Origin of the sequence: Halobacillus sp. B23F22_1 (genome assembly GCF_043497005.1) — a bacterium.
Taxonomy (GTDB): Bacteria; Bacillota; Bacilli; order Bacillales; family Halobacillaceae; genus Halobacillus_A.
This window is the reverse complement of the sequence record NZ_JBIEKE010000002.1, coordinates 600,163-622,425: the sequence shown is the minus strand read 5'-3', so window position 1 is coordinate 622,425 and position 22,263 is coordinate 600,163. Positions and strand designations below refer to the sequence as shown.

Genomic DNA, 22,263 nt, shown 5'->3' with positions numbered 1-22,263 from the left:
AAATTTAGTCCGGTGTAAAAGTACCGGGCTTTATTTTTTTACTTTTTTATTTATTTACCGTAGCATAATAATTAGTTTAACAGGGATGAATAAGCGAATAACTGCTTATAATAATAGACAAAAATGGAGGAGGATTCTAATGAAAATATCAAAAGAATCGGTTCACGATAAACAAGGGTACAGATTACATATACTGCCTAGCAAAAAATACAAAACAGTTTCTATTGTGGCTAAGTTAAAAGCTCCCTTACAAAGAGAAGGGATAACGGAGAGAGCCCTGCTGCCCCATGTGCTGCAAAAAGCGACGAGCAGCCACCCTAATGTCAGAGCATTACAATCAGCTCTAGAAAACTTATATGGTACCGGCTTTTCCAGCGACGGAACAAAAAAAGGAGAAAACCACATTCTATCTTTCAGAATGGAAGTTGTGAATGAAGCTTACTTAAACGATCACGAACCTATATTAGAAAAAGCAATGCAAATCTTCAGCGAGGTATTATTTGATCCGAAGGTCGAGCAAGGAGGATTTGATGATACAATTGTGAAGCGAGAGAAGCAAACACTGGAACAAAAGATCAAATCCATTAAAGATGATCGAATGAGCTATGCCAACATGAGGTTGATTGATCACATGTGTGATAATGAACCATACGCTCTTCACGTGCATGGTTACTTAGAAGATTTTGAAAAAATAAATGCGAAATCATTATATGAGTATTACCAAACAATGATTAATCGTGATTTACTGGATCTATACATTATTGGTGATGTAGATAAAGCTGAAATTGAAACATTAGCTGATAAATACTTTTCACGCTCAGCCAGTGCAAATAATGATGCTCACCAGGAATCGCTGGCTAGTGAAAAACGTGAGATTAATGAAGTTATCGAAAGAGAAGATGTAAACCAAGGAAAGCTTCATATTGGTTATCGTACAAACATTAAATTCGGTGATGATGATTACTTTGCCCTGCAGGTATTTAATGGGATTTTTGGAGGTTTTCCTAGTTCTAAATTATTTATGAATGTACGGGAAAAACACAGTTTAGCTTATTACGCAGCCTCAAGGTTTGAAAGCCATAAAGGATTATTGCTCGTATTTAGCGGAGTTGATCCAAAAGATTATGACCAAGCGAAAAATATAATTAATGAACAAATGGAAGCCATGAAGTCAGGGGATTTTACAACAGATCAAGTTAGTGAAGCATCAGAGCAAGTGATAAATCAACTGCAGGAAACGATGGATCATGCAAATGGATTAATTGAAGTGCTGTATCATCAAACGCTGTCCGGGGTTTCCATTCCCGCAAAGGAAATCATCGAACATGTTCGTAAAGTGGAGAAAGAAGATGTAGTTAAAGTGGCTAATAAAATTGAACTTGACACCATCTATTTCTTAACCAGTCAAGAGGGAGGGGAAGAATAATGGAAGAACTCGTATATAAACAGCTAAATGAGTCAGTTTACCAGGAAACAATGGATAATGGATTAAAAGTATTTTTACTTTCTAAACCTGAAATGGCTAAAACGTACGGAATATTTACTACGAATTATGGGTCTATTGATCAAACGTTTACCCCCATTGGTAAAAATGAAAAAGTAACGGTGCCTGAGGGGATTGCCCATTTTCTAGAGCATAAATTGTTTGAAAAAGAAGATCGTGATGTTTTTCAAGACTTCACGAAATTAGGGGCTTCAGCAAATGCTTTTACTTCTTTTACAAAAACAGCTTATTTATTTTCTGCTACGAGTCAAATTGAGAAAAATGTCGAGACCTTATTAGACTTTGTACAAGATCCATATTTCTCTAAAGAATCAGTAGATAAAGAAAAAGGAATTATCGCCCAAGAAATTCGAATGTATGATGATCAGCCAGACTGGAGATCATTCTTTGGGACGATTCAAAGTATGTATGAAAAGCACCCAGTGAAAGTGGACATTGCAGGGACGGTTGATTCCATCCAGGAAATAACAAAGGATGACCTATACACTTGTTATGAAACCTTTTACCATCCGTCCAATATGGTATTGTTTATTGCCGGTAATATTAAGCCTGAAGAAATGATGGAGCAAATCCGTTCGAATCAAACTAAAAAAGATTTTAAAGAAATGCCGGAAATAGAACGCTTTTATCCTGAAGAATCTCCATCTGTTGCGAAATCAGAAGACTCTATTAAAATGCCAGTCACTACGGCTAAAACGATGGTAGGAGTAAAAGAAGACGTCAGTTCTTTAAACGGGAAAGATTTACTGCGCGCAGAATTATTGTCAGGAATGATTTTAGACTTTTATTTCTCAAGAAGTGGTGAATTTTATGAAGAGCTGTATAAAGACGATTTAATTGATGACAGCTTCCAATTTGAGACCGAACTTGATCGTCAATTTGGATTCACCATCTTAGGAGGGGACACAAGAAAACCTGATGAATTAGCTGAACGAGTTAAAAAAATGCTGCATCGCTTACGTGAAAAGAGAATTTCTGATGAAGATTTCACCCGGATGAAGCGTAAAAAAATCGGGCAGTTTATGCGGGCCCTAAATTCACTGGAGTTCATAGCTAATCAGTTTACTCATTATCACACGTTAGGAGTCGACTTGTTTAATGTACTGCCGGTCATTGAGTCGTTAACGACTAAAGATGCTGATCAATATGTTGAACACTGGATAAAAGAAGACCGTATCTCAGTGTTCAAAGTACTCCCTCAAGAATAATGAAAAAGGGCTTAATTATTGGAGGAAGCGGTGAAATCGGTTCCCAGATTGCTAAGTCAATGGCAGATGCGGGGATAAACGTCGGCGTTCAATATCACAAGAATGCAGATGTAGTGCAAGAACTGAAAGCAGACGTCCCTGAAGGTCAATGGGCGGGGTCTTTCTTCGGTGACTTATCTACACAGGAAGGGATTGAACGTTTTTTAGCATCTATTTCTAAAGAGTGGGAGATGCTCGTATTTGCACCTGGAAATCATTCAGCGAAGCTTATACAGGATGTTAGTTTTGAAGAAATGGATCATTATTATCACATTCACGTCAAAGCTCTATGGATGATTTCTCAAGCATTAATTCCTTCTATGGTTAGAGAACAGCAAGGCAGTATTGTGGTTATCTCTTCTGTGTGGGGAGAGGAAGGGGCTAGTACTGAGGCTATTTACAGTTCTGTAAAAGGAGCCCAAATCAGCTATGTTAAAGCCTTAGCTAAAGAGCTTGCCCCTAGTAAAATTCGAGTAAACACTGTTACACCTGGATTTATTTCAACCAAAATGAACGCACAGCTTTCCGAAGAAGAACATCTTAATATTTACAACGAAATTCCGTTAGGACGTCCCGGCACCAGCAGGGAGGTAGCTGAAGGCGTTGTATTTTTACTGAAGCAGCAATCGAGTTACATTACAGGGCACACGTTACGTATAAATGGGGGATGGTTTTAAAAAGAATTCATGCATAATATCAATTCTCCTGCCTCATACTAATGATGAAAAAATCATCTTGAGGAGGTACACGAAATGTCTGTACTTGACAATTTTGAGTCATGGAAAGATTTCTTGGGTGACCGTTTGCATCAAGCGGAAGGACAAGGAATGAACGATCGATCTGTTTCAGAATTAGCTTACGAAATCGGCGGCTATTTAGCTACTGAAGTGGAAGCTAAGAATGACCAAGAGGCTGTTCTACGCGAACTGTGGAATGTGGCAGATGAAAAAGAACAACATGCAATAGCTAACATGATGGTGAAACTTGTACAAAGCGAAGGGACACAATCATAAAAAGTACTTAAAACCGTGCGGGGTTTTCCTGTGCGGTTTTTTTACTAAATCTGTTTGTAGTCTTTCTTATTAGGGTAAAATCATTTATGATATATAAAGGAACATTTCAATCTATTTTTTATACAAACTTCGACATTTTCCAGAGGAGATGGATCATGGAAAAAAAAGAATGGTATTTAGAATATGAGATCCAGTACAATCGGCCGGGCCTCCTTGGGGATATATCATCTTTGTTAGGGATGATGTCCATTAATATCGTAACGATAAATGGGGTGGAGAACTCCCATAGAGGAATGCTCCTGCTTTGTAAAAGCGAAGAACAAATCATGCGATTGCGCTCAATTTTAAATACAATGGATACAATTAAAATTACTAAATTACGGAGACCCAAGTTAAGGGACCGATTAGCTGTTAGGCATGGACGTTACATACATAGTGATATTGACGATAAAAAAACGTTTCGTTTTAACCGTGAAGACCTTGGCGTGCTCGTTGATTTTATGGCTGAGTTATTTATGAAAGAGGGACACAAGCTCATTGGTATTCGTGGAATGCCGCGTGTTGGTAAAACAGAATCGATTGTAGCAGCAAGCGTATGTGCTAATAAGCGCTGGTTGTTCGTATCAAGTACGTTATTAAAGCAAACGGTTCGTAATCAATTAATTGATGAAGAATACAATGAAGACTATTTATACATTATAGACGGAATTGTTTCTGCCAGAAGAGCTAGTGAGAGGCACTGGCAATTAGTAAGGGAAGTTATGCGTCTTCCGGCTACGAAAGTAATTGAGCATCCTGATATTTTTGTACAAGAGACGGAATATAAAATGAGTGATTTTGATTACATCATTGAACTTCGTAATAATGAGGACGAAGAGATCACTTACGAAACTGTAGAAAAAGAGGCAAAAACTAATGATGGATTCTCAATGTTTGATTTTTAAATAATGGAAGGTGTTAGTTATGGAAATAGGCTCACGCCTAAAAGAAGCAAGAGAGGAAAAAGGTTTAACGCTTGAAGAAGTGCAGCGTACGACAAAGATTCAAAAAAGATATCTTCAAGCCATAGAAAAAAATGAGTTTGATGTGCTTCCAGGCAAGTTTTATACGAGAGCCTTTATCAGGGAGTATGCTTCCGCTGTTGGGTTAGATCCTGAACAAGTAATGGAGGAGCATAAAAGCGAACTTCCATCAAATGAAGAAGAACAGGAGATCACTTATAGTCGTGTTCAAAAATCAAAAAGCGAGAATCGTCCAATTATGGGAGGCGGAATGTCGAAAGCATTCCCAACGATTTTAACTGTAGTCTTAATCGTAGGTTTACTCTTTGTCGCCTGGTACTTTATTTTGCAAGTATCAAATCCTAATGATAGTGCAAGTGATGAGAACAGCAGTGAAGATCAAGTAAACGTTTCTAATCCAACAGAGGATGAGGACGAAAGCGATAACCAGGATTCAACTGGTAACGACTCAGATTCCGATGAAGGAGAAGGGAACGAAGAAGGAAGCGGTGAATCAGAGTCTGACGATGGTTCTAATTCACAAGACGATGCTGAAGAGGAAGAAGAGATGGACGTTTCTCTTGAGGAAACAGGTTCAGGAGGATTTCCGGAACATATTTATGAAATTTCTAACGCCGGCGAAAGAGAATTAACAATAGAATTCGATGGGGAAACGTATTTGGAAGTAAGTGCACCTAAAGATGGAGAAAGTCTGGCGGACGCAAGAAATTATAGCGAAGATGATGAAGACCTTAATGTGGACCTTAATGAATTTGATGAAGTCTACATAAAAACAGGATCAGCCCCTGGAATTACTGTAAAAGTAAATGATGAAGAAATCGAATTTCCAGCTGACAACCTAACACAAAAGTTATTAATAAGGTTTGAATAATCTGAGTTAAAAGCGAAGCTGTCCTTGAAGTGAAAGAAGAACAACCACTTCTTTTATGAGGGACAGCTTTATGTTTTATTTTAAGGAGGGTGTATTAGAATGAATTTACCTAACAAAATTACGTTATCAAGAATATTTTTAATCCCAGTTTTTATTATTTTAATGAGTGTTCCCTTTAATTGGGGAGAAATCCAAATGGGCGAACGAGAACTTCCTGTGGCTCATTTAGCAGGAGCGCTCTTATTTATTATAGCTTCCACGACAGACTGGATTGATGGGTATATTGCTAGAAAATATAACCTTGTGACAAACTTAGGAAAGTTCCTTGATCCTTTAGCTGACAAATTACTTGTAAGTGCTGCGCTGATTTTACTCGTGGAAATTGGTTTGGCTCCAGCCTGGATTGTCATCTTAATTATAAGCAGAGAGTTTGCCGTTACTGGACTTCGGTTAGTGGCAGCAGGTGATGGCACTGTTCTTGCTGCCAGTCAAATGGGGAAACTCAAGACTTGGATTCAAATCATTTCCATTTCCCTTCTTCTTTTGCATAACTGGCCCTTTGCGTTTGTCGGCTTTCCATTAGGACTTATTAGTTTATATGCCGCCTTAATCATTACGGTGTATTCTGGCTATGATTATTTCGCTAAAAACTGGCATGTGATGAGAGATTCAAAATGAGAATAGAAATAATTGCTGTCGGAACAGAACTATTATTAGGTCAGATCGCAAATACAAATGCTCAATGGATTTCTAAAGAATTAGCTCACTACGGAGCCAATATTTACCACCACAGTGTTGTAGGTGACAATCTCCCGAGAGTAGTTGAGGCATTTGAACAAAGTAGAAAGCGCTCAGACGTGGTCATCGTTTCAGGAGGGCTGGGTCCTACTGAAGATGATTTAACAAGAGAAGCTGCTTGTGAGGTATTTGAAGATGAATTACTAGAGCACTCCCCAACCATGAACAAGATTATAGATTTCTTCAAGAAAAATAATCGGCAGATGACGATGAATAACCGTAAACAATCTCATGTGTTAAAGACGGCGATGGTGCTGGAAAATAGTGAAGGTATGGCGCCTGGCCAAATTGTTGAAGCGGATGATTCTACGTTTATTTTTCTGCCTGGAGTGCCAGCAGAAATGAAAAGTTTAATGAATGACTTCGTTTTTAAATATTTAACTGAGAAATATCAGTTAGAAACAAAGATTAAGTCAGAAATGCTTCGCTTTATCGGAATAGGAGAATCTACTTTAGAGGAAAAACTTAAAGATTTAATTTCTAAGCAAACGAATCCTACCATTGCTCCTTTAGCAGGAGAAGGAGATGTCGCCATTAGATTAACAGCTTCAGGTAAGAACCCAGAACGTGAAATTGCAGATATGAAAACTTCTATTTTGGAACGGGTGGGTCATTATTACTTTGGCAGTGACAGCATCACTATTGAAGAAGCGGTTCAAGACTTATTAGTACAAAAATCACTAACCGTCGGTTCCGCAGAAAGCTTAACGGGCGGGAAGTTTATTGAACGGATTATTCAATTAACCGGTGCTTCCTCTATATGTCAAGGCGGTTTAGTCGCCTATACCCCTGAAGCCAAACAGCGTGTGATCCGAGTTCCTAAAGAGATTATTACAAGGCATGGAACCATAAGCTCTAAGTGTGCAGAAGAAATGGCGGTTCAAGCTCAAAAACTGCTACATGTCGATATTGCCATTAGCTTTACGGGTGTAGCAGGACCTTCTTCAAGTGAAGGTCATGAACCGGGACTTGTGTACATTGGAATAAAGGTCAAAGATGCTCCTGCTGAAGTTTTTCATTATTACTTTGATGGAAGCCGGGATAAAATTCGCCAGCGAACAGTTAACAAAGGTTTTGAATTATTATTTCATAAATTAAAATGATAATTCATCAATTATATCCGCTTAATAAATTCAATTTTTCATCTATGTAAACTTAAATTTTGTCAACACATGATCAGCAGAAAAAAAGGGAACATTTATTCGCTTTTTAGTTGGCAAAACATTAAAAAGGAGTTATGATAGGGATAGTAATTTTGAAAGGGGAATATTATGAGTGATCGTAAGCAAGCGTTAGATATGGCTTTAAGACAAATTGAAAAACAGTTCGGAAAAGGATCCATTATGAAACTTGGAGAGCAGGCGGAACAGAAGATAAACACTGTTTCAAGTGGGTCTCTCGCTCTTGATGTAGCTTTAGGGGTGGGTGGATATCCTCGTGGAAGAATTGTAGAAATATATGGACCGGAATCTTCTGGTAAAACAACTGTAGCACTGCATGCTATTGCAGAAGCTCAAAGACAGGGTGGACAAGCAGCATTTATTGATGCCGAACATGCTCTGGATCCAGTGTACGCTCGTGCTTTAGGAGTCAACATTGAAGAGCTTTTACTATCCCAGCCTGACACCGGTGAACAGGCATTAGAAATAGCCGAAGCATTAGTACGAAGCGGTGCTGTAGACATGGTAGTAATTGACTCTGTAGCAGCTCTAGTACCAAAGGCTGAAATCGAAGGTGAAATGGGTGACTCCCACGTAGGCTTGCAGGCTCGTTTAATGTCTCAGGCGTTAAGAAAGTTATCAGGTGCTATTAATAAGTCGAAGACAACAGCGATCTTTATTAACCAAATTCGTGAAAAAGTCGGCGTCATGTTCGGTAATCCTGAAACTACCCCTGGTGGACGCGCATTAAAATTCTATTCTTCTGTTAGACTAGAAGTTCGTCGTGCGGAAACTCTTAAACAAGGAAATGAAATGGTTGGTAATAAAACGAGATTAAAAGTTGTTAAAAACAAGGTTGCTCCCCCATTTAAGCAGGCAGAAGTGGATATTATGTACGGTGAAGGAATTTCCCGTGAAGGTGAACTTCTTGATATTGCTTCTGATCTGGATTTAGTGCAAAAGAGCGGTTCATGGTACTCTTATAATAACGATCGGATGGGACAAGGCCGTGAAAATGCCAAGCAGTTCTTAAAAGAAAATGAGGAAGTTTACCAAGAGATTAAGGCCACTGTTCGTGAGCATTATGGTATGGATGATGTTCCTTTACACAACGAAGGTAAAGCAGAGAGCCAGGAATCATTAGACGTATAATTAAAATGATTAATGCAGCGATGTCTATTAGATGTCGCTGTTTTTTGTTGGAATTGAGCAACTTTTTTGAAATTTTGAAACGAAACAGCTTTTAGGTTGGGAGGTTTCCTTGACATTACCATTCTGCAAGCATAAAATGAATGTGTATCATTTTCATATTTATACCTTTTTACCTAAATGAAATGTAACTGAAAATGAATCGTTTGTACACGCCGACAAACGGACCAAGTTTATAGCAAGAGGAGGTGAAACTATGGATATGTTATCCATCATCTTCATTTTGCTTGCCCTTATCGTCGGTTCTGTTGTTGGTTATCTCATTCGGAAATCTATTGCGGAAGCGAAAATATCTAGCGCTGAAGAACTTGCAAAACAAATTGTAGAAGAAGGCCGTCGTAATGCCGAATCTGCAAAAAAAGAAGCGCTATTGGAAGCGAAGGAAGAAAATCAGAAATTCCGTCAAGAAGCTGAAAGCGATATTCGCGAACGCCGCATGGAACTGCAGAAAACCGAAAACCGTCTAACACAGAAAGAAGAGAATCTTGATCGTAAGAGTGGAACACTTGATCAACGTGATTTATCACTCGAAAAGAAAGAGGGGACTCTTGCCGAAAGACAACAACAAATTGAAGAAATGGAAAGCAAAGTGGAAGCTATGCTTCAAGAGCAGCAAACTGAACTTGAACGCATTTCCGGCTTAACTGCTGACCAGGCTAAACAAGTAATTCTTGAACGAGTCGAACAAGAAGTATCTCATGAATCAGCTCTAATGATCAAAGAAGCTGAAAATCGTGCCAAAGAGGAAGCGGATAAGAAAGCCAAGAACATTCTTTCACTTGCCCTTCAACGTTGTGCAGCTGATCACGTCGCAGAGACTACTGTTTCTGTTGTGAACTTGCCTAACGATGAAATGAAAGGTCGTATCATCGGACGTGAAGGACGTAATATCCGTACGTTAGAAACGTTAACCGGTATTGATCTAATAATTGATGATACCCCTGAAGCAGTTATTTTATCTGGCTTTGACCCAATTCGACGAGAGACAGCTCGAATGGCTTTAGAGAAACTAGTTCAGGACGGCCGTATTCACCCTGCTAGAATTGAGGAAATGGTTGATAAATCAAGACGAGAAGTCGATGATTACATTCGGGAAGTTGGGGAGGAAACCACTTTTGAAATTGGTGTCCACAACCTGCATCCAGACCTTGTGAAGATTCTAGGACGATTAAAATATCGTACAAGCTACGGTCAAAACGTCTTAAAGCATTCGACAGAAGTTGCCTATTTATCCGGGTTATTAGCTGCCGAGTTAGGAGAAGATGAAACGCTCGCTCGCAGAGCTGGACTTCTTCACGACATTGGAAAAGCGATTGACCACGAAGTGGAAGGCAGTCACGTAGAAATTGGGAAAGAACTGGCTACGAAGTACAAAGAGAACGAAGTTGTGATAAACGCTATCGCTTCTCACCACGGAGACGAAGAACCTACCTCCATAATTGCTGTACTTGTAGCAGCTGCTGATGCGTTATCTGCTGCTCGTCCAGGAGCGCGAAGCGAGACGTTAGAAAATTACATTAAACGTCTTGAAAAACTTGAAGAAATTTCTGAATCCTATGATGGAGTTGAAAAGTCCTTTGCGATCCAAGCAGGACGTGAAGTTCGAATTATGGTTCGCCCTGATGAAATTGATGACCTTACCGCTACGAGTCTAGCGCGAGATATTCGAAATCGAATCGAAGATGAACTTGATTATCCAGGTCACATTAAAGTTACGGTTATTCGTGAAACACGTTCAGTGGAATATGCGAAATAAGAAATGGAGCGGTCAAATTAAATTGGCCGCTTCATTTTCATTTTAAACGCTACTAATAAAGGAGATCATACTATGAAGATAATGTTTATAGGAGATGTGGTAGGCTCCCCGGGCCGTGACATGGTTGAAGAATATTTACCAAAGCTTAAACAAAAATACCAGCCAACGGTAACCATTATTAATGGAGAAAATGCAGCATCCGGTAAAGGAATTACTGAAAAAATTTACCGCAGGTTCTTAGAATGCGGCGCTCAAGCTGTAACATTAGGAAACCATGCATGGGATAAAAAAGAAATCTTTGATTTTATTGATGATGCAGAGTATATGGTACGTCCTGCTAACTTTCCTGAAGGAACTCCTGGGAAGGGATTAACGTTTATTAAAACACCAAAAACTGAAGTAGCCGTCATAAATTTACAGGGGCGTACTTTTTTAACGCCAAACGATGATCCTTTTCGTAAAGTTGATGAACTTATACAATCAGCTAAAAAGAGAACGTCGATCATATTTTTAGATTTTCATGCAGAAGCGACCAGCGAAAAGCAAGCAATGGGCTGGTACGTGGACGGACGCCTTAGTGTGAATGTGGGCACCCATACCCACGTACAAACATCAGACGAACGAATTCTGCCTGGAGGCACCGCTTATATTACTGATGTTGGGATGACAGGCCCTTACGATGGAATTCTCGGGATGGAACGAGAAGCCGTAATGAAACGATTTCTAACAAATTTACCCGTACGTTTTGAAGTACCAAAATCGGGAAGAACACAATTAAGTGGTGTTCTTGTAGATGTAGATGAGCAAACGGGCAAAGCAAAAAGTGTAAAGCGGATTCAAATTAACGACGATCACCCGTTCTTCAGCTGATTATTTGAATTTTGCGAAAAGTTCCTGCATAATGAAAAGGGAATATTCTACAACTCCAAGAATATAGTGGTTATGGAACAACTATAGTGAATGAAGGAGGAGCTAGTAATGGAAGTATTAAAAGTATCAGCTAAATCCGTACCTAATTCAGTAGCAGGAGCCTTGGCAAACGTAGTAAGAGAACGGGGGACAGCAGAAATTCAAGCCATTGGAGCCGGTGCTTTAAATCAGGCAGTAAAAGCTGTAGCCATTGCCAGAGGATTTGTAGCACCTAGTGGAATAGACCTAATATGTATTCCAGCTTTTACCGATATTATGATTGATGAGGAGGAACGTACAGCCATCAAGCTGATTATCGAGCCTCGTTAATAATAATTTTAAAATTTTAAAAAAGCCGCCGTATTCTTTTCCCTACAAGGATACGGCTTTATTTATGTTCAAATGTATTTTTGGAGTGGACAAACATGGTTGCGTATTTTATTAAACGTGATAATATGTAAAATGAATGCGGTTATAATCATGTTTTTTAAATAAAGAGGTGTTCACTGTGAACGGAAAAATGAAAGCTATAATTAAACATCAGCGAGGACCGGGTGCTGAAATTCAAAAAGTAGACATACCAACTATTCAAAACGATGAGGTGCTGATTAAAGTTAAAGCTACCTCTATTTGTGGTACAGATGTACATATATACAATTGGGACGATTGGTCCGCCAGCAGGGTACATCCTCCTTACGTCTTTGGTCATGAATTCTCTGGTGAAATTGTAGAAGTAGGAGAAAAAGTACTTAATTTCAAAATGGGTGACTACGTCAGTGCAGAAACCCACCTTGTCTGTGGTCACTGCCCTCAATGTTTAACAGGACAGTATCATATTTGTGAACATACTAAAATCATAGGTGTAGATACTCAAGGCTGTTTTGCTGAGTATGTAGCCATCCCAGCCACCAATCTTTGGAGAAATCCAGACCGAATGCCGGCAGATATTGCTTCGATTCAAGAACCTATGGGAAATGCTGTACACACCGTATTAAACGGGGACGTAGCTGGTAAAAGTGTAGCTGTTATAGGGTGTGGACCTATTGGCTTAATGGCGGTTGGTGTAGCGAAGGCGGCAGGAGCTTCTCACGTTTTTGCCTTTGATTTAAACGAGTATCGCTTGAATTTAGCTAAACAAATGGGAGCAACAACTGTTGTAAATTCTGGTACAGAAAATCCAGTAGAGGTAGCTAAACAACTTACAAACGACCATGGAGTCGATGTCGTATGTGAAATGAGCGGTCACCCCGTAGCAATGGATCAAGGATTTAAAATGATCACTAATGGAGGGCGTGTTTCGATATTAAGTCTGCCGACAAGCCCGGTATCCATTGACATTACTAACGACATTGTATTTAAGGGGCTTCAAGTACAAGGCATTACGGGAAGAAAAATGTATGAAACGTGGCAGCAAGTATCGCGTCTGTTAAACTCAGGTCAAGTGGACGTATCACCTTTAATTACTCACCATTTCCCACTTGAAGACTTTGAAAAGGGATTTCAATTAATGAATAAAGGTACATGCGGGAAAGTTGTATTACACCCATAATAAAGGAGGATTTTTATGAAAGGCTTTGAGTATTTACAAGAACAATTAGAAGAAATGAAACAAGAAGGGACGTATCGAGAATTAGTTCCGTTAGAATCCGCGCAAGGTTCGAAAGTTCAAATTAAAGGAAAAGAAGTCATTCAGCTTTCCTCTAATAACTATTTAGGGTTAACTTCTCATCCTAAAATGAAAGAAGCCGCAGATCAAGCGAATAAAGAATTTGGTGTTGGAACCGGATCGGTCCGTACGATTGCAGGAACCTTAAAAATGCATGAAAACTTTGAAGAAAAACTTGCAAAATTTAAACATACAGAAGCTTCTCTCGTATTTCAATCCGGGTTTACAACGAATCAGGGCATTTTATCATCCATTTTAACTGAAAATGATGTGGTTATATCTGATGAATTAAACCATGCTTCTATTATCGATGGTATTCGTTTAACCAAAGCAGGACGTAAAATCTATAAGCATGTGGATATGGAATCGCTAGAGCAAGCTTTAAAAGAAAGTTCAGAGTACCGCACACGTCTAGTCGTAACGGATGGAGTTTTCTCTATGGATGGAAATATAGCTCCATTACCCGAAATTGTGGACCTTGCAGAGAAATATGATGCACTTATTATGGTAGACGATGCGCATGCTAGCGGGGTTCTTGGAGATAACGGACGCGGCACGGTAAATCATTTTAACTTAGACGGCCGTGTTCATATTCAAGTAGGAACATTAAGTAAAGCTATCGGCGTATTAGGTGGATATGCGGCGAGTACAAAGATCCTTAGAGAATATTTAATTCATAAAGGACGCCCCTTCTTATTTAGTACATCTCACCCACCTGCAGTAACGGCAGCAAATGACGCTGCGATCGATGTACTGCTTGATGAACCTGAATTGATTGATAAGTTATGGGATAACACTAAATTCTTTAAAAAAGGATTGAAAGATCTAGGATTTGATACGGGAATCAGCGAAACACCAATTACTCCTGTAATGATCGGTGATGATGCGCTCACACATAAGTTCTCAGATGAATTATTTGAAGAAGGGGTATTTGCCCAAGGAATTGTATTCCCGACCGTACAACGCGGGAAGGGCAGGATTCGCACGATTGTAACTGCGGAGCATTCAAAAGAAGAATTACAGGCAGCCCTCCATGCTTTTGAAAAGGTCGCGAAAAAATTAAATGTTTTATAATTGATAAGTAGAGCCACAATGATGATAAAGTACATTGTGGCTTTTTTTGAGACAATTTTTGCATTGCTCTTAAAAAATAAGGCGAAAGTTGATATAATAATACAGTTACAATGCTCTCATTGAAAGGAGATCGCTATGAACGAACAGCAGCGAAAAGAAATGTCGCTTATTCACCAGGGGGAGCCAGCGGACGTAAAATCCGATCAGGACAACCTGGAGCGGCTAAAAGATAAAAGCAGCGAAGATTTCATGAAATATTTTGAAACAACATATCAGCCTCCTTCTTTAAGAAAGGCACAGAGGCGGCGTAAAGAGGATGTCCAAATTCATTACGACTTCAAAATTCCTGAAGATATGGAAGATGCAGGAAATGGCCGCAAATACATGATCCGTACGTACGGCTGTCAGATGAACGAGCATGACACAGAGGTCATGGCCGGTATATTTGAAGAGATGGGTTATGAGTCTACTACCGATACGAAAGAAGCCGATATCATATTATTAAACACTTGTGCGATCAGGGAAAATGCTGAAAACAAAGTGTTTGGAGAAATTGGTCACTTAAAACCATTAAAGCTGGAAAATCCGGATTTAATTATCGGGATCTGCGGCTGTATGTCTCAGGAAGAATCGGTCGTAAACCGTATTCTAAAAAAACATCCTTTCATCGATTTAATTTTTGGAACTCATAACATCCACCGTTTACCACAACTCGTGAAAGAAGCGATGTTTGGTAAAGAAATGGTGATTGACGTATGGTCTAAAGAAGGGGATATTATTGAGAACCTTCCGAGATCACGCAAAGGAAAAATAAAAGGCTGGGTCAACATTATGTACGGATGTGATAAATTCTGTACTTACTGTATCGTTCCATACACTCGAGGAAAAGAACGCAGTCGATTACCTGAAGACATTATTCAAGAAGTCCGTCATCTGGCAGCTCAAGGCTATAAAGAAGTAACATTGCTCGGTCAGAACGTCAATGCCTATGGAAAAGATCTCGAAATAAATTATGGTTTAGGCGATCTTATGGATGAACTTCGATCGATTGATATTCCGAGGGTGCGTTTTACTACTTCCCACCCAAGAGATTTTGATGAGCGCTTAATAGAAGTACTAGCTAAAGGCGGGAATATGCTTGATCATATTCACTTGCCTGTACAATCCGGTAACTCAGATATTTTAAAAATTATGGGGCGTAAATATTCGCGTGAGGAATATTTAGAGCTTGTAAGAAAGATTCGCACAGCGATGCCAGGCGCGACTTTAACAACAGATATTATCGTAGGCTTCCCTAATGAAACTGAAGAACAGTTCGAAGATACGTTATCATTAGTTGAAGAGGTAGGTTTTGAAGCAGCCTATACGTTTATATACTCTCCAAGGGACGGCACACCTGCTGCTCGAATGCAGGACAACGTTTCAATGGACGTGAAGAAAAACCGCCTGCACCGTTTAAATGAAATTGTTAACCGACAGGCGGCTGAATCAATGAAAAAATATGAAGGCGAAATCGTTGAGGTTCTTGTTGAAGGGGAGAGTAAGAAAAACAAAGATGTTCTTGCTGGATACACGAAACGAAATAAAATGGTGAACTTTAGAGGGCCGCGTTCTTCCATCGGCCATCTTGTTAAGGTACGAATTACAGAAACTAAAACATGGTCTCTTAACGGAGAAATGGTTGAAGAAACGGCAGAGGTGAAATAAATGGCTCAATATACAAGAAAACAAGTGGTTGATGAAGCCCATAGACTAGCTAAAATGATCGCAGACATCGAAGAGATTGACCGGTTTAAGCAAATTGAAGCGAAACTGAACGAAAATCAAAAAGTTCAATCCCATATTAAAAAAATTAAAGCATTGCAAAAGCAAGCTGTAAACTTTCAAGCGTATGGAAAGTCGGAAGCCTTGGAACGAATTGAAAAAGAAATTGATCGTCTTCAAGATGAGCTGGATGCGATTCCGGTCGTTGCGGAATTTAAAGAAACACAGATGGTTATTAACGATATTTTACAAATGATTTCGAGTACCATCTCTCGTGAAGTGACTAACGAAGTTATCCGCTCTACTGGTGGAGATGTGCTCAGCGGAGAGACAGGAACAAAAAAAGAAAACAGCTCTTGCAGCCATTAAATACACGGATCCGTTAGATAAACTTTTATCTAACGGATTTTTTTGTACAATTTTATAGGCTAGTGCATAGAATGAAATACAAACGTCCTTAAGTCATCGAGAATTTTGTTCACCATTTGCCCAATTCCGCATAGGATGAGTGGTAGAATAAGGAGGAGTGTTTCCTATGTCATTTTTCGAACGCGAATACAGAGAAATTATTACGAAGGCGGTTTGTGGAAAAGGAAAAAAATTCGTTGAAGCTACCCACACTATCAGTCCTTCGCATCGGCCGACCAGCATACTTGGTTGTTGGGTAATTAATCATATTTACAATGCCAAGAAAAAGGGGGAGCATGTAGAAGTTTCTGGAAGTTATGACATTAACGTCTGGTATTCGTATAATGATAATACGAAAACAGAAGTTGTCACAGAACGTGTAAACTACTGCGATAGTGTTCCCCTCGTTGTCAAAGATGAAAATTGTATTAATGACCACGTAGAAGTTATCGCAAAAGCCGTTCAGCAGCCCAACTGCCTGGAGTGTAAAATTGCAGCTCAAGGTCAAAAAATTGTAGTGGAAGTAGAAAGAGAGTTTTTAGTGGACGTTATCGGGGAAACGAAACTATGTGTTCGTGTAGATCCGGACGGCTGCGATGATGATTGTGATTTTGACCTTGAGCTATCATCTGATGATTTTTCAGGAATAGAAACTGATTTCTTGCCGAGCAGCAGCAGTAGTAGCAGCCATCATAAAGATTAATATTCATGTCCTTGCTGATTCAGCGGGGCATTTTTTTTTGAATTTTTAAACGTTAAGTTCTTAAGTGACTTGATTCATAGAGGTTGAACCAGTGTGATATAATGTTTCTATCTGATGTCAGAACTCATGGAGGGGGCATCAATTTACGTTCGGTTTTGGAGGATTTAATATGGTTCAATACACACCAATGATGCAGCAATATTTAAAGATAAAGTCACAACAAAAAGATGCTTTTTTATTTTTTAGATTGGGAGATTTTTATGAAATGTTCTTTGATGATGCCCTTAAAGCATCACAAGAACTGGAAATAACATTAACGAGTAGAGATGGAGGGGGAGAAGACCGTATTCCGATGTGCGGTGTTCCTTATCATTCCGCTGAAAATTACATAAAGCAGTTAATTGAAAAAGGTTTCAAAGTTGCGATTTGTGAACAAGTCGAAGATCCTAAGACTGCAAAAGGCGTCGTGAAACGTGAAGTCGTCCAGCTTATTACCCCTGGCACTGTAATGGAAGGAAGTATGCTGGATGAAAAAGAAAATAATTATTTAGCTTCAGTTAGTGAATTCGAAGATGGAACGTACACAGTGAGTTACAATGATTTAACTACTGGAGAAAATAGTGTGGCTGTTTTGTCAGAAGGTTTCGATGCTGTTTTAAGTGAATTATTTAATCGACCTGTAAAGGAAGTAGTCGTAGACGAAACGTTGGATGAAGCGAGGCAGCAAATGTTTATCGATCGCCTTGGGCTCACTATATCTTTTAGTAATGAAACAACCATTCAAGAATCTTTTCAAAGTTTAGTTGATGATATTCAAGATGATAAATGCAGGGAAGGATTCGGTCGCTTACTCAATTATATTGTGCATACTCAAAAGCGTTCACTCGATCATCTGCGTCCTGTTAAAATGATCGAATTGAAAAAATACATGTCCTTAGATATGTATTCCAAACGCAATTTAGAGCTGCTGGAAACGATGAGGAAACAAGGAAAGAAAGGGAGCTTATTAGCCGTTTTGGACCAGTCTATGACAGCTATGGGGTCTCGGACATTAAAGAAATGGCTGGAAAGGCCTTTGCTTTCAATCGATGAAATAACACTTAGACACGAACAAGTGGAAGGACTGCTGGATCAATTCTTTGAAAGAGAAACATTACGTGACCAATTGAAATCAGTGTACGATCTAGAACGGCTAGCGGGCCGGGTAGCCTATGGAAATGTAAACGCCCGGGACTTAATCCAATTAAAGCAATCGCTGATGGCTGTGCCCCAATTGTTAGACACGCTGCACCAATTTAATCATAAAGCCGTGAAGCATCTCTATGAGGCCATTGATCCATTAACTGATTTAAAGAATTTGTTGGAAGATAGTTTATTGGATGACCCACCTATCCATATTAGTGAAGGCGGTATGATTCAGGACGGCTATCACCCCCGGCTTGATGAATATCGGGACGCTTCTAAGAATGGGAAACAGTGGATAGCAGAATTAGAGGCAAAGGAACGGCAAGAAACGGGGATTAAATCGCTGAAGATTGGCTATAATCGTGTGTTTGGTTATTATATTGAGGTCACAAAGGCAAACATTCAACACTTACCTGAAGGTAGATATGAAAGAAAACAAACCTTGACCAATGCAGAACGTTATATTACCCCGGAGCTTAAAGAAAAAGAAACGTTAATACTTGAAGCCCAAGAGAAAAGTGTGGAGTTAGAATATCATTTATTTACCGAACTTAGAGAGAAGGTAAAACAATATGTAGGGAAGCTGCAAATTTTAGCTGAGAAAATTAGTCGAATCGACGTGCTCCAAGGATTCGCTCAGCTTGCTGATCAATACGGCTACCATCGTCCAGCGTTTAATAATCATCGAGTAGTCGACGTAAAACAAGGAAGGCACCCTGTCGTTGAACAAGTGATGGAAGGGGAATCATTTGTTCCTAACGACATTTTTATGGATGAATCTAAAGATGTATTGTTGATTACAGGGCCTAATATGTCAGGTAAAAGTACGTATATGCGTCAGCTGGCTTTAACTTCGATAATGGCTCAGATGGGAAGCTTTGTACCGTGTGAACAAGCTAATCTTCCTGTATTCGACCAAATTTTCACGAGAATAGGAGCCGCTGATGATTTAGTTTCAGGACAGAGTACATTTATGGTAGAAATGCTTGAAGCAAACCACGCGCTTACTCATGCCACTGAAAACAGCTTAATTCTACTTGATGAAATCGGGAGAGGGACAAGTACTTATGATGGAATGGCTTTAGCGCAAGCCATTGTTGAACACATTCATGAAAGTATTCGTGCTAAGACCCTATTTTCTACCCATTATCATGAGCTGACGAGTTTAGAAGAAGAGTTAGACCGGTTAAAGAATATTCACGTGAAAGCTGAAGAGTATGAAGGCAGCGTTATATTCCTCCATCAAATTCAAGAAGGAGCAGCCGATGAAAGTTACGGTATTCATGTAGCCAAGCTAGCTGAATTGCCTGATACACTGATTAATCGAGCAACTACGCTGCTTCATGAATTAGAAAGCACTCGTCGTGAAGAATCTGGTGAAGAACAGCTCAGCTTATTTGTAGAAGAAGAAAAAATAACATCAAAACCGCAGCCTTCAAAAATAGAGTCTCGATTGCAAAATTTAAACCTAATGGAACTCACTCCGATGGATGCGATGAATGAGCTTTATCAAATGCAAAAACATTTAAAAAAGAAATAATTCTTTGAGCAGGGAAGAAGGGAGGATCACATATTGACGGCTATTCAATTAATGCCAGATCACTTAGCGAACAAAATTGCTGCAGGGGAAGTCGTGGAACGACCTTCCTCTGTAGTTAAAGAGTTAGTGGAAAATTGCATTGATGCTAATAGCACGTGGATTGAGATTGAACTTGTCGAAGCGGGCTTACAGCGAATTCGAGTCACGGATAACGGCGACGGCATGGATGAGGAAAATACGAAGCGAGCTTTCTATAGGCACGCTACGAGTAAAATCCAAAGTGAACACGACCTGTTTCACGTGCGGACTCTTGGTTTTAGGGGGGAAGCTTTAGCAAGTATTGCAGCAGTCAGCCGGCTAACTATTCAAACCTCTCAAGGTCATGAAGCGGGAACAAAATTAGAAATAGCAGGTGGAGAGGTGCGAACAGAAGGCAAGTGCGATGCACGTAAAGGCACAGACATTACAGTAGATGAACTGTTCTATAATACACCTGCGAGATTAAAATATATGAAGACGATTCATACTGAACTTGGTCATATCACTGATGTTTTAAATCGGATGGCTTTAGCTCACCCGGAAATTAAATTCACATGTAAGCATAATGACAAGGAATTATTTCGTACAAATGGACGAGGAGATGTTTTACAAGTTGCGGCTCAAATTTATGGTATGAATGTAGCGCGAAAAATGATTCCGATCCAGGCCGAAACGAAAGACTTTCGTATCAATGGTTATATTGCCAAACCTGAAGTGTACCGTGCTTCTAGAAGTTATATTTCAACCATAATTAATGGTCGTTACATTCGTAATATTGTTCTAAATAAAGCCATTTTAGAAGGTTATCATACATTATTACCCACCGGTAAAAGCCCGATTGTTGTATTGAATATAGAAATGGATCCTATTCTGGTTGATGTAAACGTCCACCCGGCAAAACTCGAAGTAAGATTTAGTAAAGAAAAAGAAATTTATGATTTACTGGAGCAAACCATTCGGGAAGCTTTTCGCCGGCAGACGCTTATCCCTGAAGTTGAAAATAAACCGGTGAAGAAAGAAAAGTCTTATCAAAAGCAAGAGAGTTTTCCACTTTATGAACCTGCTCCAGAGCGTATTAAAGAAAATGCGGCAAATACTTTTTTTTCCGCTTCACCCTTACTCAATGAAAAAGAGAAAAAAGCTAATGCATCGACATCAACTGTCTCTGTTGAAAATAAGAAGAATAATGATTTTATCTTAAATCAGGAAGAAGAATCACCACCATGTAAGCCGGAGGATCAAAAACGCGAAGCACCTTCGGACAAGCGTGTACCTGTTATGCATCCAATTGGGCAATTGCACGGCACTTACATCCTCGCGCAAAACGAAGAAGGAATGTACATCGTTGACCAGCACGCAGCGCAAGAACGCATTAAATATGAATTTTTTAAAGAAAAAATTGCGGAAGTTGATCACGAAGTACAAGAACTCTTGGTGCCTATGACATTCAATTTTCAAAGACATGAAGCATTGAAAATTGAAGAATATCAAAGTGAGTTTGAAAAAGTGGGGCTGTTCTTTGAAACATTTGGCGGCAATAGTTATATTGTCCGATCCCACCCGCAATGGTTTCCGAAGGGATTTGAGGAAGAAGTTATTCAAGATATAGTTGATCAATTAATGAGAGAAAACAAAATTGATATAGCCAAGTTAAGAGAAGAAGCAGCGATACTCATGTCGTGTAAGCGATCCATCAAAGCAAACCATTATTTAAATCATAATGACATGTTCCGGCTCCTGGAAGAGCTCCGAAATTCAACTGATCCATTTACGTGTCCTCACGGGAGACCAATTATTGTTTTCTTCTCAGAATATGAAATGGAAAAAATGTTTAAACGTGTGATGTAAGGTAAATAACGAAAAAGCGCGGCTCTAAAATGAGCCGCGCTTTTTTTGTTTACATAATAATATTATGATGGATGATTCTGCTGCAAAAGAAATTTAAAATAATTTTCAATCTGGTTAATCTCTTCCGGTTGAACCTTTAGCCAAGATTGTTTATCGAAAATCACCGAACGATCAAACCCTTTATCTTCAAGAAATTGTTTGATTTCCCTCATCTCATCTTCCATTTCATCACTTAATCCAAGTAAGTAGTCTGCTGTCGTATGAAGGGCGTGGGCAATTTTGGATAAATCCTCTAAGTCAGGGGAGGTATACTGACGCTCCCAATTCGAAACAACTTGCGCGGAGACACCAACTTTATCGGCCAACATCGTTTGCGTTAGACGGCGTTTCTTACGTAAGGAACGAATTCGCTGATTAACCACTTCATACTCCTCCTTTTCTATATATTATCACAAAACTAACGAATGTCGATACATAAACTAACGAATTCTTTTAGTTACACTAACGAATTTCGTTAGTAGTAGTAACGAAATTCGTTAGTATTAGC

The 22,263-nt window shown here is 39.3% G+C and carries 20 protein-coding genes; 19 read left to right on the top strand and 1 reads right to left on the bottom strand.

Annotated elements, in window-relative coordinates; genetic code table 11:
• Positions 1-139: 139 nt before the first annotated feature.
• From yfmF to mutL, 19 genes are all read left to right on the top strand, one after another.
• Complete coding sequence (gene yfmF / locus ACGTNH_RS10965) at positions 140-1,426, top strand: EF-P 5-aminopentanol modification-associated protein YfmF (protein ID WP_394586813.1); 1,287 nt, start codon at positions 140-142, stop codon at positions 1,424-1,426.
• Positions 1,426-2,712, top strand: coding sequence for an EF-P 5-aminopentanol modification-associated protein YfmH (gene yfmH / locus ACGTNH_RS10960; RefSeq protein WP_394586811.1), 1,287 nt, complete (start codon positions 1,426-1,428; stop codon positions 2,710-2,712). Before yfmF ends, yfmH begins: the two co-directional genes overlap by 1 nt.
• Entirely contained in the window at positions 2,712-3,428 is a 717-nt protein-coding gene (gene ymfI, locus ACGTNH_RS10955) for an elongation factor P 5-aminopentanone reductase (protein ID WP_394586809.1), read from the top strand. Before yfmH ends, ymfI begins: the two co-directional genes overlap by 1 nt.
• Before the next feature lie 75 nt (positions 3,429-3,503).
• Positions 3,504-3,764, top strand: a complete 261-nt coding sequence (locus ACGTNH_RS10950; RefSeq protein WP_394586807.1) for a DUF3243 domain-containing protein — start codon at positions 3,504-3,506, stop codon at positions 3,762-3,764.
• Between the two features lie 155 nt (positions 3,765-3,919).
• Positions 3,920-4,708: a DUF3388 domain-containing protein gene (locus ACGTNH_RS10945; RefSeq protein ID WP_394586805.1), complete on the top strand. Its 789-nt coding sequence runs from the start codon at positions 3,920-3,922 to the stop codon at positions 4,706-4,708.
• Between the two features lie 19 nt (positions 4,709-4,727).
• Positions 4,728-5,657, top strand: a complete 930-nt coding sequence (locus ACGTNH_RS10940) for a helix-turn-helix domain-containing protein (RefSeq protein WP_394586803.1) — start codon at positions 4,728-4,730, stop codon at positions 5,655-5,657.
• 99 nt (positions 5,658-5,756) lie between these two features.
• Entirely contained in the window at positions 5,757-6,335 is a 579-nt protein-coding gene (gene pgsA / locus ACGTNH_RS10935; protein ID WP_394586800.1) for a CDP-diacylglycerol--glycerol-3-phosphate 3-phosphatidyltransferase, read from the top strand.
• Positions 6,332-7,558, top strand: a complete 1,227-nt coding sequence (locus ACGTNH_RS10930) for a competence/damage-inducible protein A (RefSeq protein ID WP_394586798.1) — start codon at positions 6,332-6,334, stop codon at positions 7,556-7,558. Before pgsA ends, ACGTNH_RS10930 begins: the two co-directional genes overlap by 4 nt.
• 168 nt (positions 7,559-7,726) lie before the next feature.
• The gene (recA, locus tag ACGTNH_RS10925) at positions 7,727-8,767 is read left to right on the top strand and encodes a recombinase RecA (protein WP_394586796.1); all 1,041 of its coding nucleotides are present in this window, start codon (positions 7,727-7,729) and stop codon (positions 8,765-8,767) included.
• Positions 8,768-9,020: 253 nt separating this feature from the next.
• Complete coding sequence (rny, locus tag ACGTNH_RS10920; RefSeq protein ID WP_394586794.1) at positions 9,021-10,580, top strand: ribonuclease Y; 1,560 nt, start codon at positions 9,021-9,023, stop codon at positions 10,578-10,580.
• A 72-nt stretch (positions 10,581-10,652) separates the two neighbouring features.
• A complete protein-coding gene (ymdB, locus tag ACGTNH_RS10915) occupies positions 10,653-11,450 on the top strand; it encodes a 2',3'-cyclic-nucleotide 2'-phosphodiesterase (protein WP_394586792.1) in 798 nt (265 codons plus the stop codon).
• 108 nt (positions 11,451-11,558) lie between these two features.
• A complete protein-coding gene (locus ACGTNH_RS10910) occupies positions 11,559-11,819 on the top strand; it encodes a stage V sporulation protein S (RefSeq protein ID WP_188376003.1) in 261 nt (86 codons plus the stop codon).
• Positions 11,820-11,997: 178 nt separating this feature from the next.
• Positions 11,998-13,038 (top strand): L-threonine 3-dehydrogenase, encoded by a 1,041-nt coding sequence (gene tdh, locus ACGTNH_RS10905; protein ID WP_394586790.1) that lies wholly within the window; start codon positions 11,998-12,000, stop codon positions 13,036-13,038.
• A gap of 15 nt (positions 13,039-13,053) precedes the next feature.
• Complete coding sequence (locus ACGTNH_RS10900; RefSeq protein ID WP_394586788.1) at positions 13,054-14,229, top strand: glycine C-acetyltransferase; 1,176 nt, start codon at positions 13,054-13,056, stop codon at positions 14,227-14,229.
• 135 nt (positions 14,230-14,364) lie between these two features.
• Positions 14,365-15,936, top strand: coding sequence for a tRNA (N6-isopentenyl adenosine(37)-C2)-methylthiotransferase MiaB (miaB, locus tag ACGTNH_RS10895; RefSeq protein WP_394586786.1), 1,572 nt, complete (start codon positions 14,365-14,367; stop codon positions 15,934-15,936).
• Complete coding sequence (locus ACGTNH_RS10890) at positions 15,937-16,362, top strand: YlbF/YmcA family competence regulator (protein ID WP_394586784.1); 426 nt, start codon at positions 15,937-15,939, stop codon at positions 16,360-16,362.
• A 166-nt stretch (positions 16,363-16,528) separates the two neighbouring features.
• A complete protein-coding gene (locus ACGTNH_RS10885) occupies positions 16,529-17,104 on the top strand; it encodes an outer spore coat protein CotE (protein ID WP_394586782.1) in 576 nt (191 codons plus the stop codon).
• A gap of 169 nt (positions 17,105-17,273) precedes the next feature.
• On the top strand, positions 17,274-19,829 hold the full coding sequence (gene mutS, locus ACGTNH_RS10880) for a DNA mismatch repair protein MutS (RefSeq protein WP_394586780.1): 2,556 nt from the start codon (positions 17,274-17,276) through the stop codon (positions 19,827-19,829).
• 51 nt (positions 19,830-19,880) lie between these two features.
• A complete protein-coding gene (gene mutL / locus ACGTNH_RS10875) occupies positions 19,881-21,716 on the top strand; it encodes a DNA mismatch repair endonuclease MutL (RefSeq protein WP_394587692.1) in 1,836 nt (611 codons plus the stop codon).
• A 62-nt stretch (positions 21,717-21,778) separates the two neighbouring features.
• On the opposite strand, the gene ACGTNH_RS10870 is transcribed toward mutL, so the two are convergent.
• Positions 21,779-22,138, bottom strand: coding sequence for a helix-turn-helix domain-containing protein (locus ACGTNH_RS10870; RefSeq protein WP_394586779.1), 360 nt, complete (start codon positions 22,136-22,138; stop codon positions 21,779-21,781).
• Positions 22,139-22,263 lie beyond the last annotated feature (125 nt).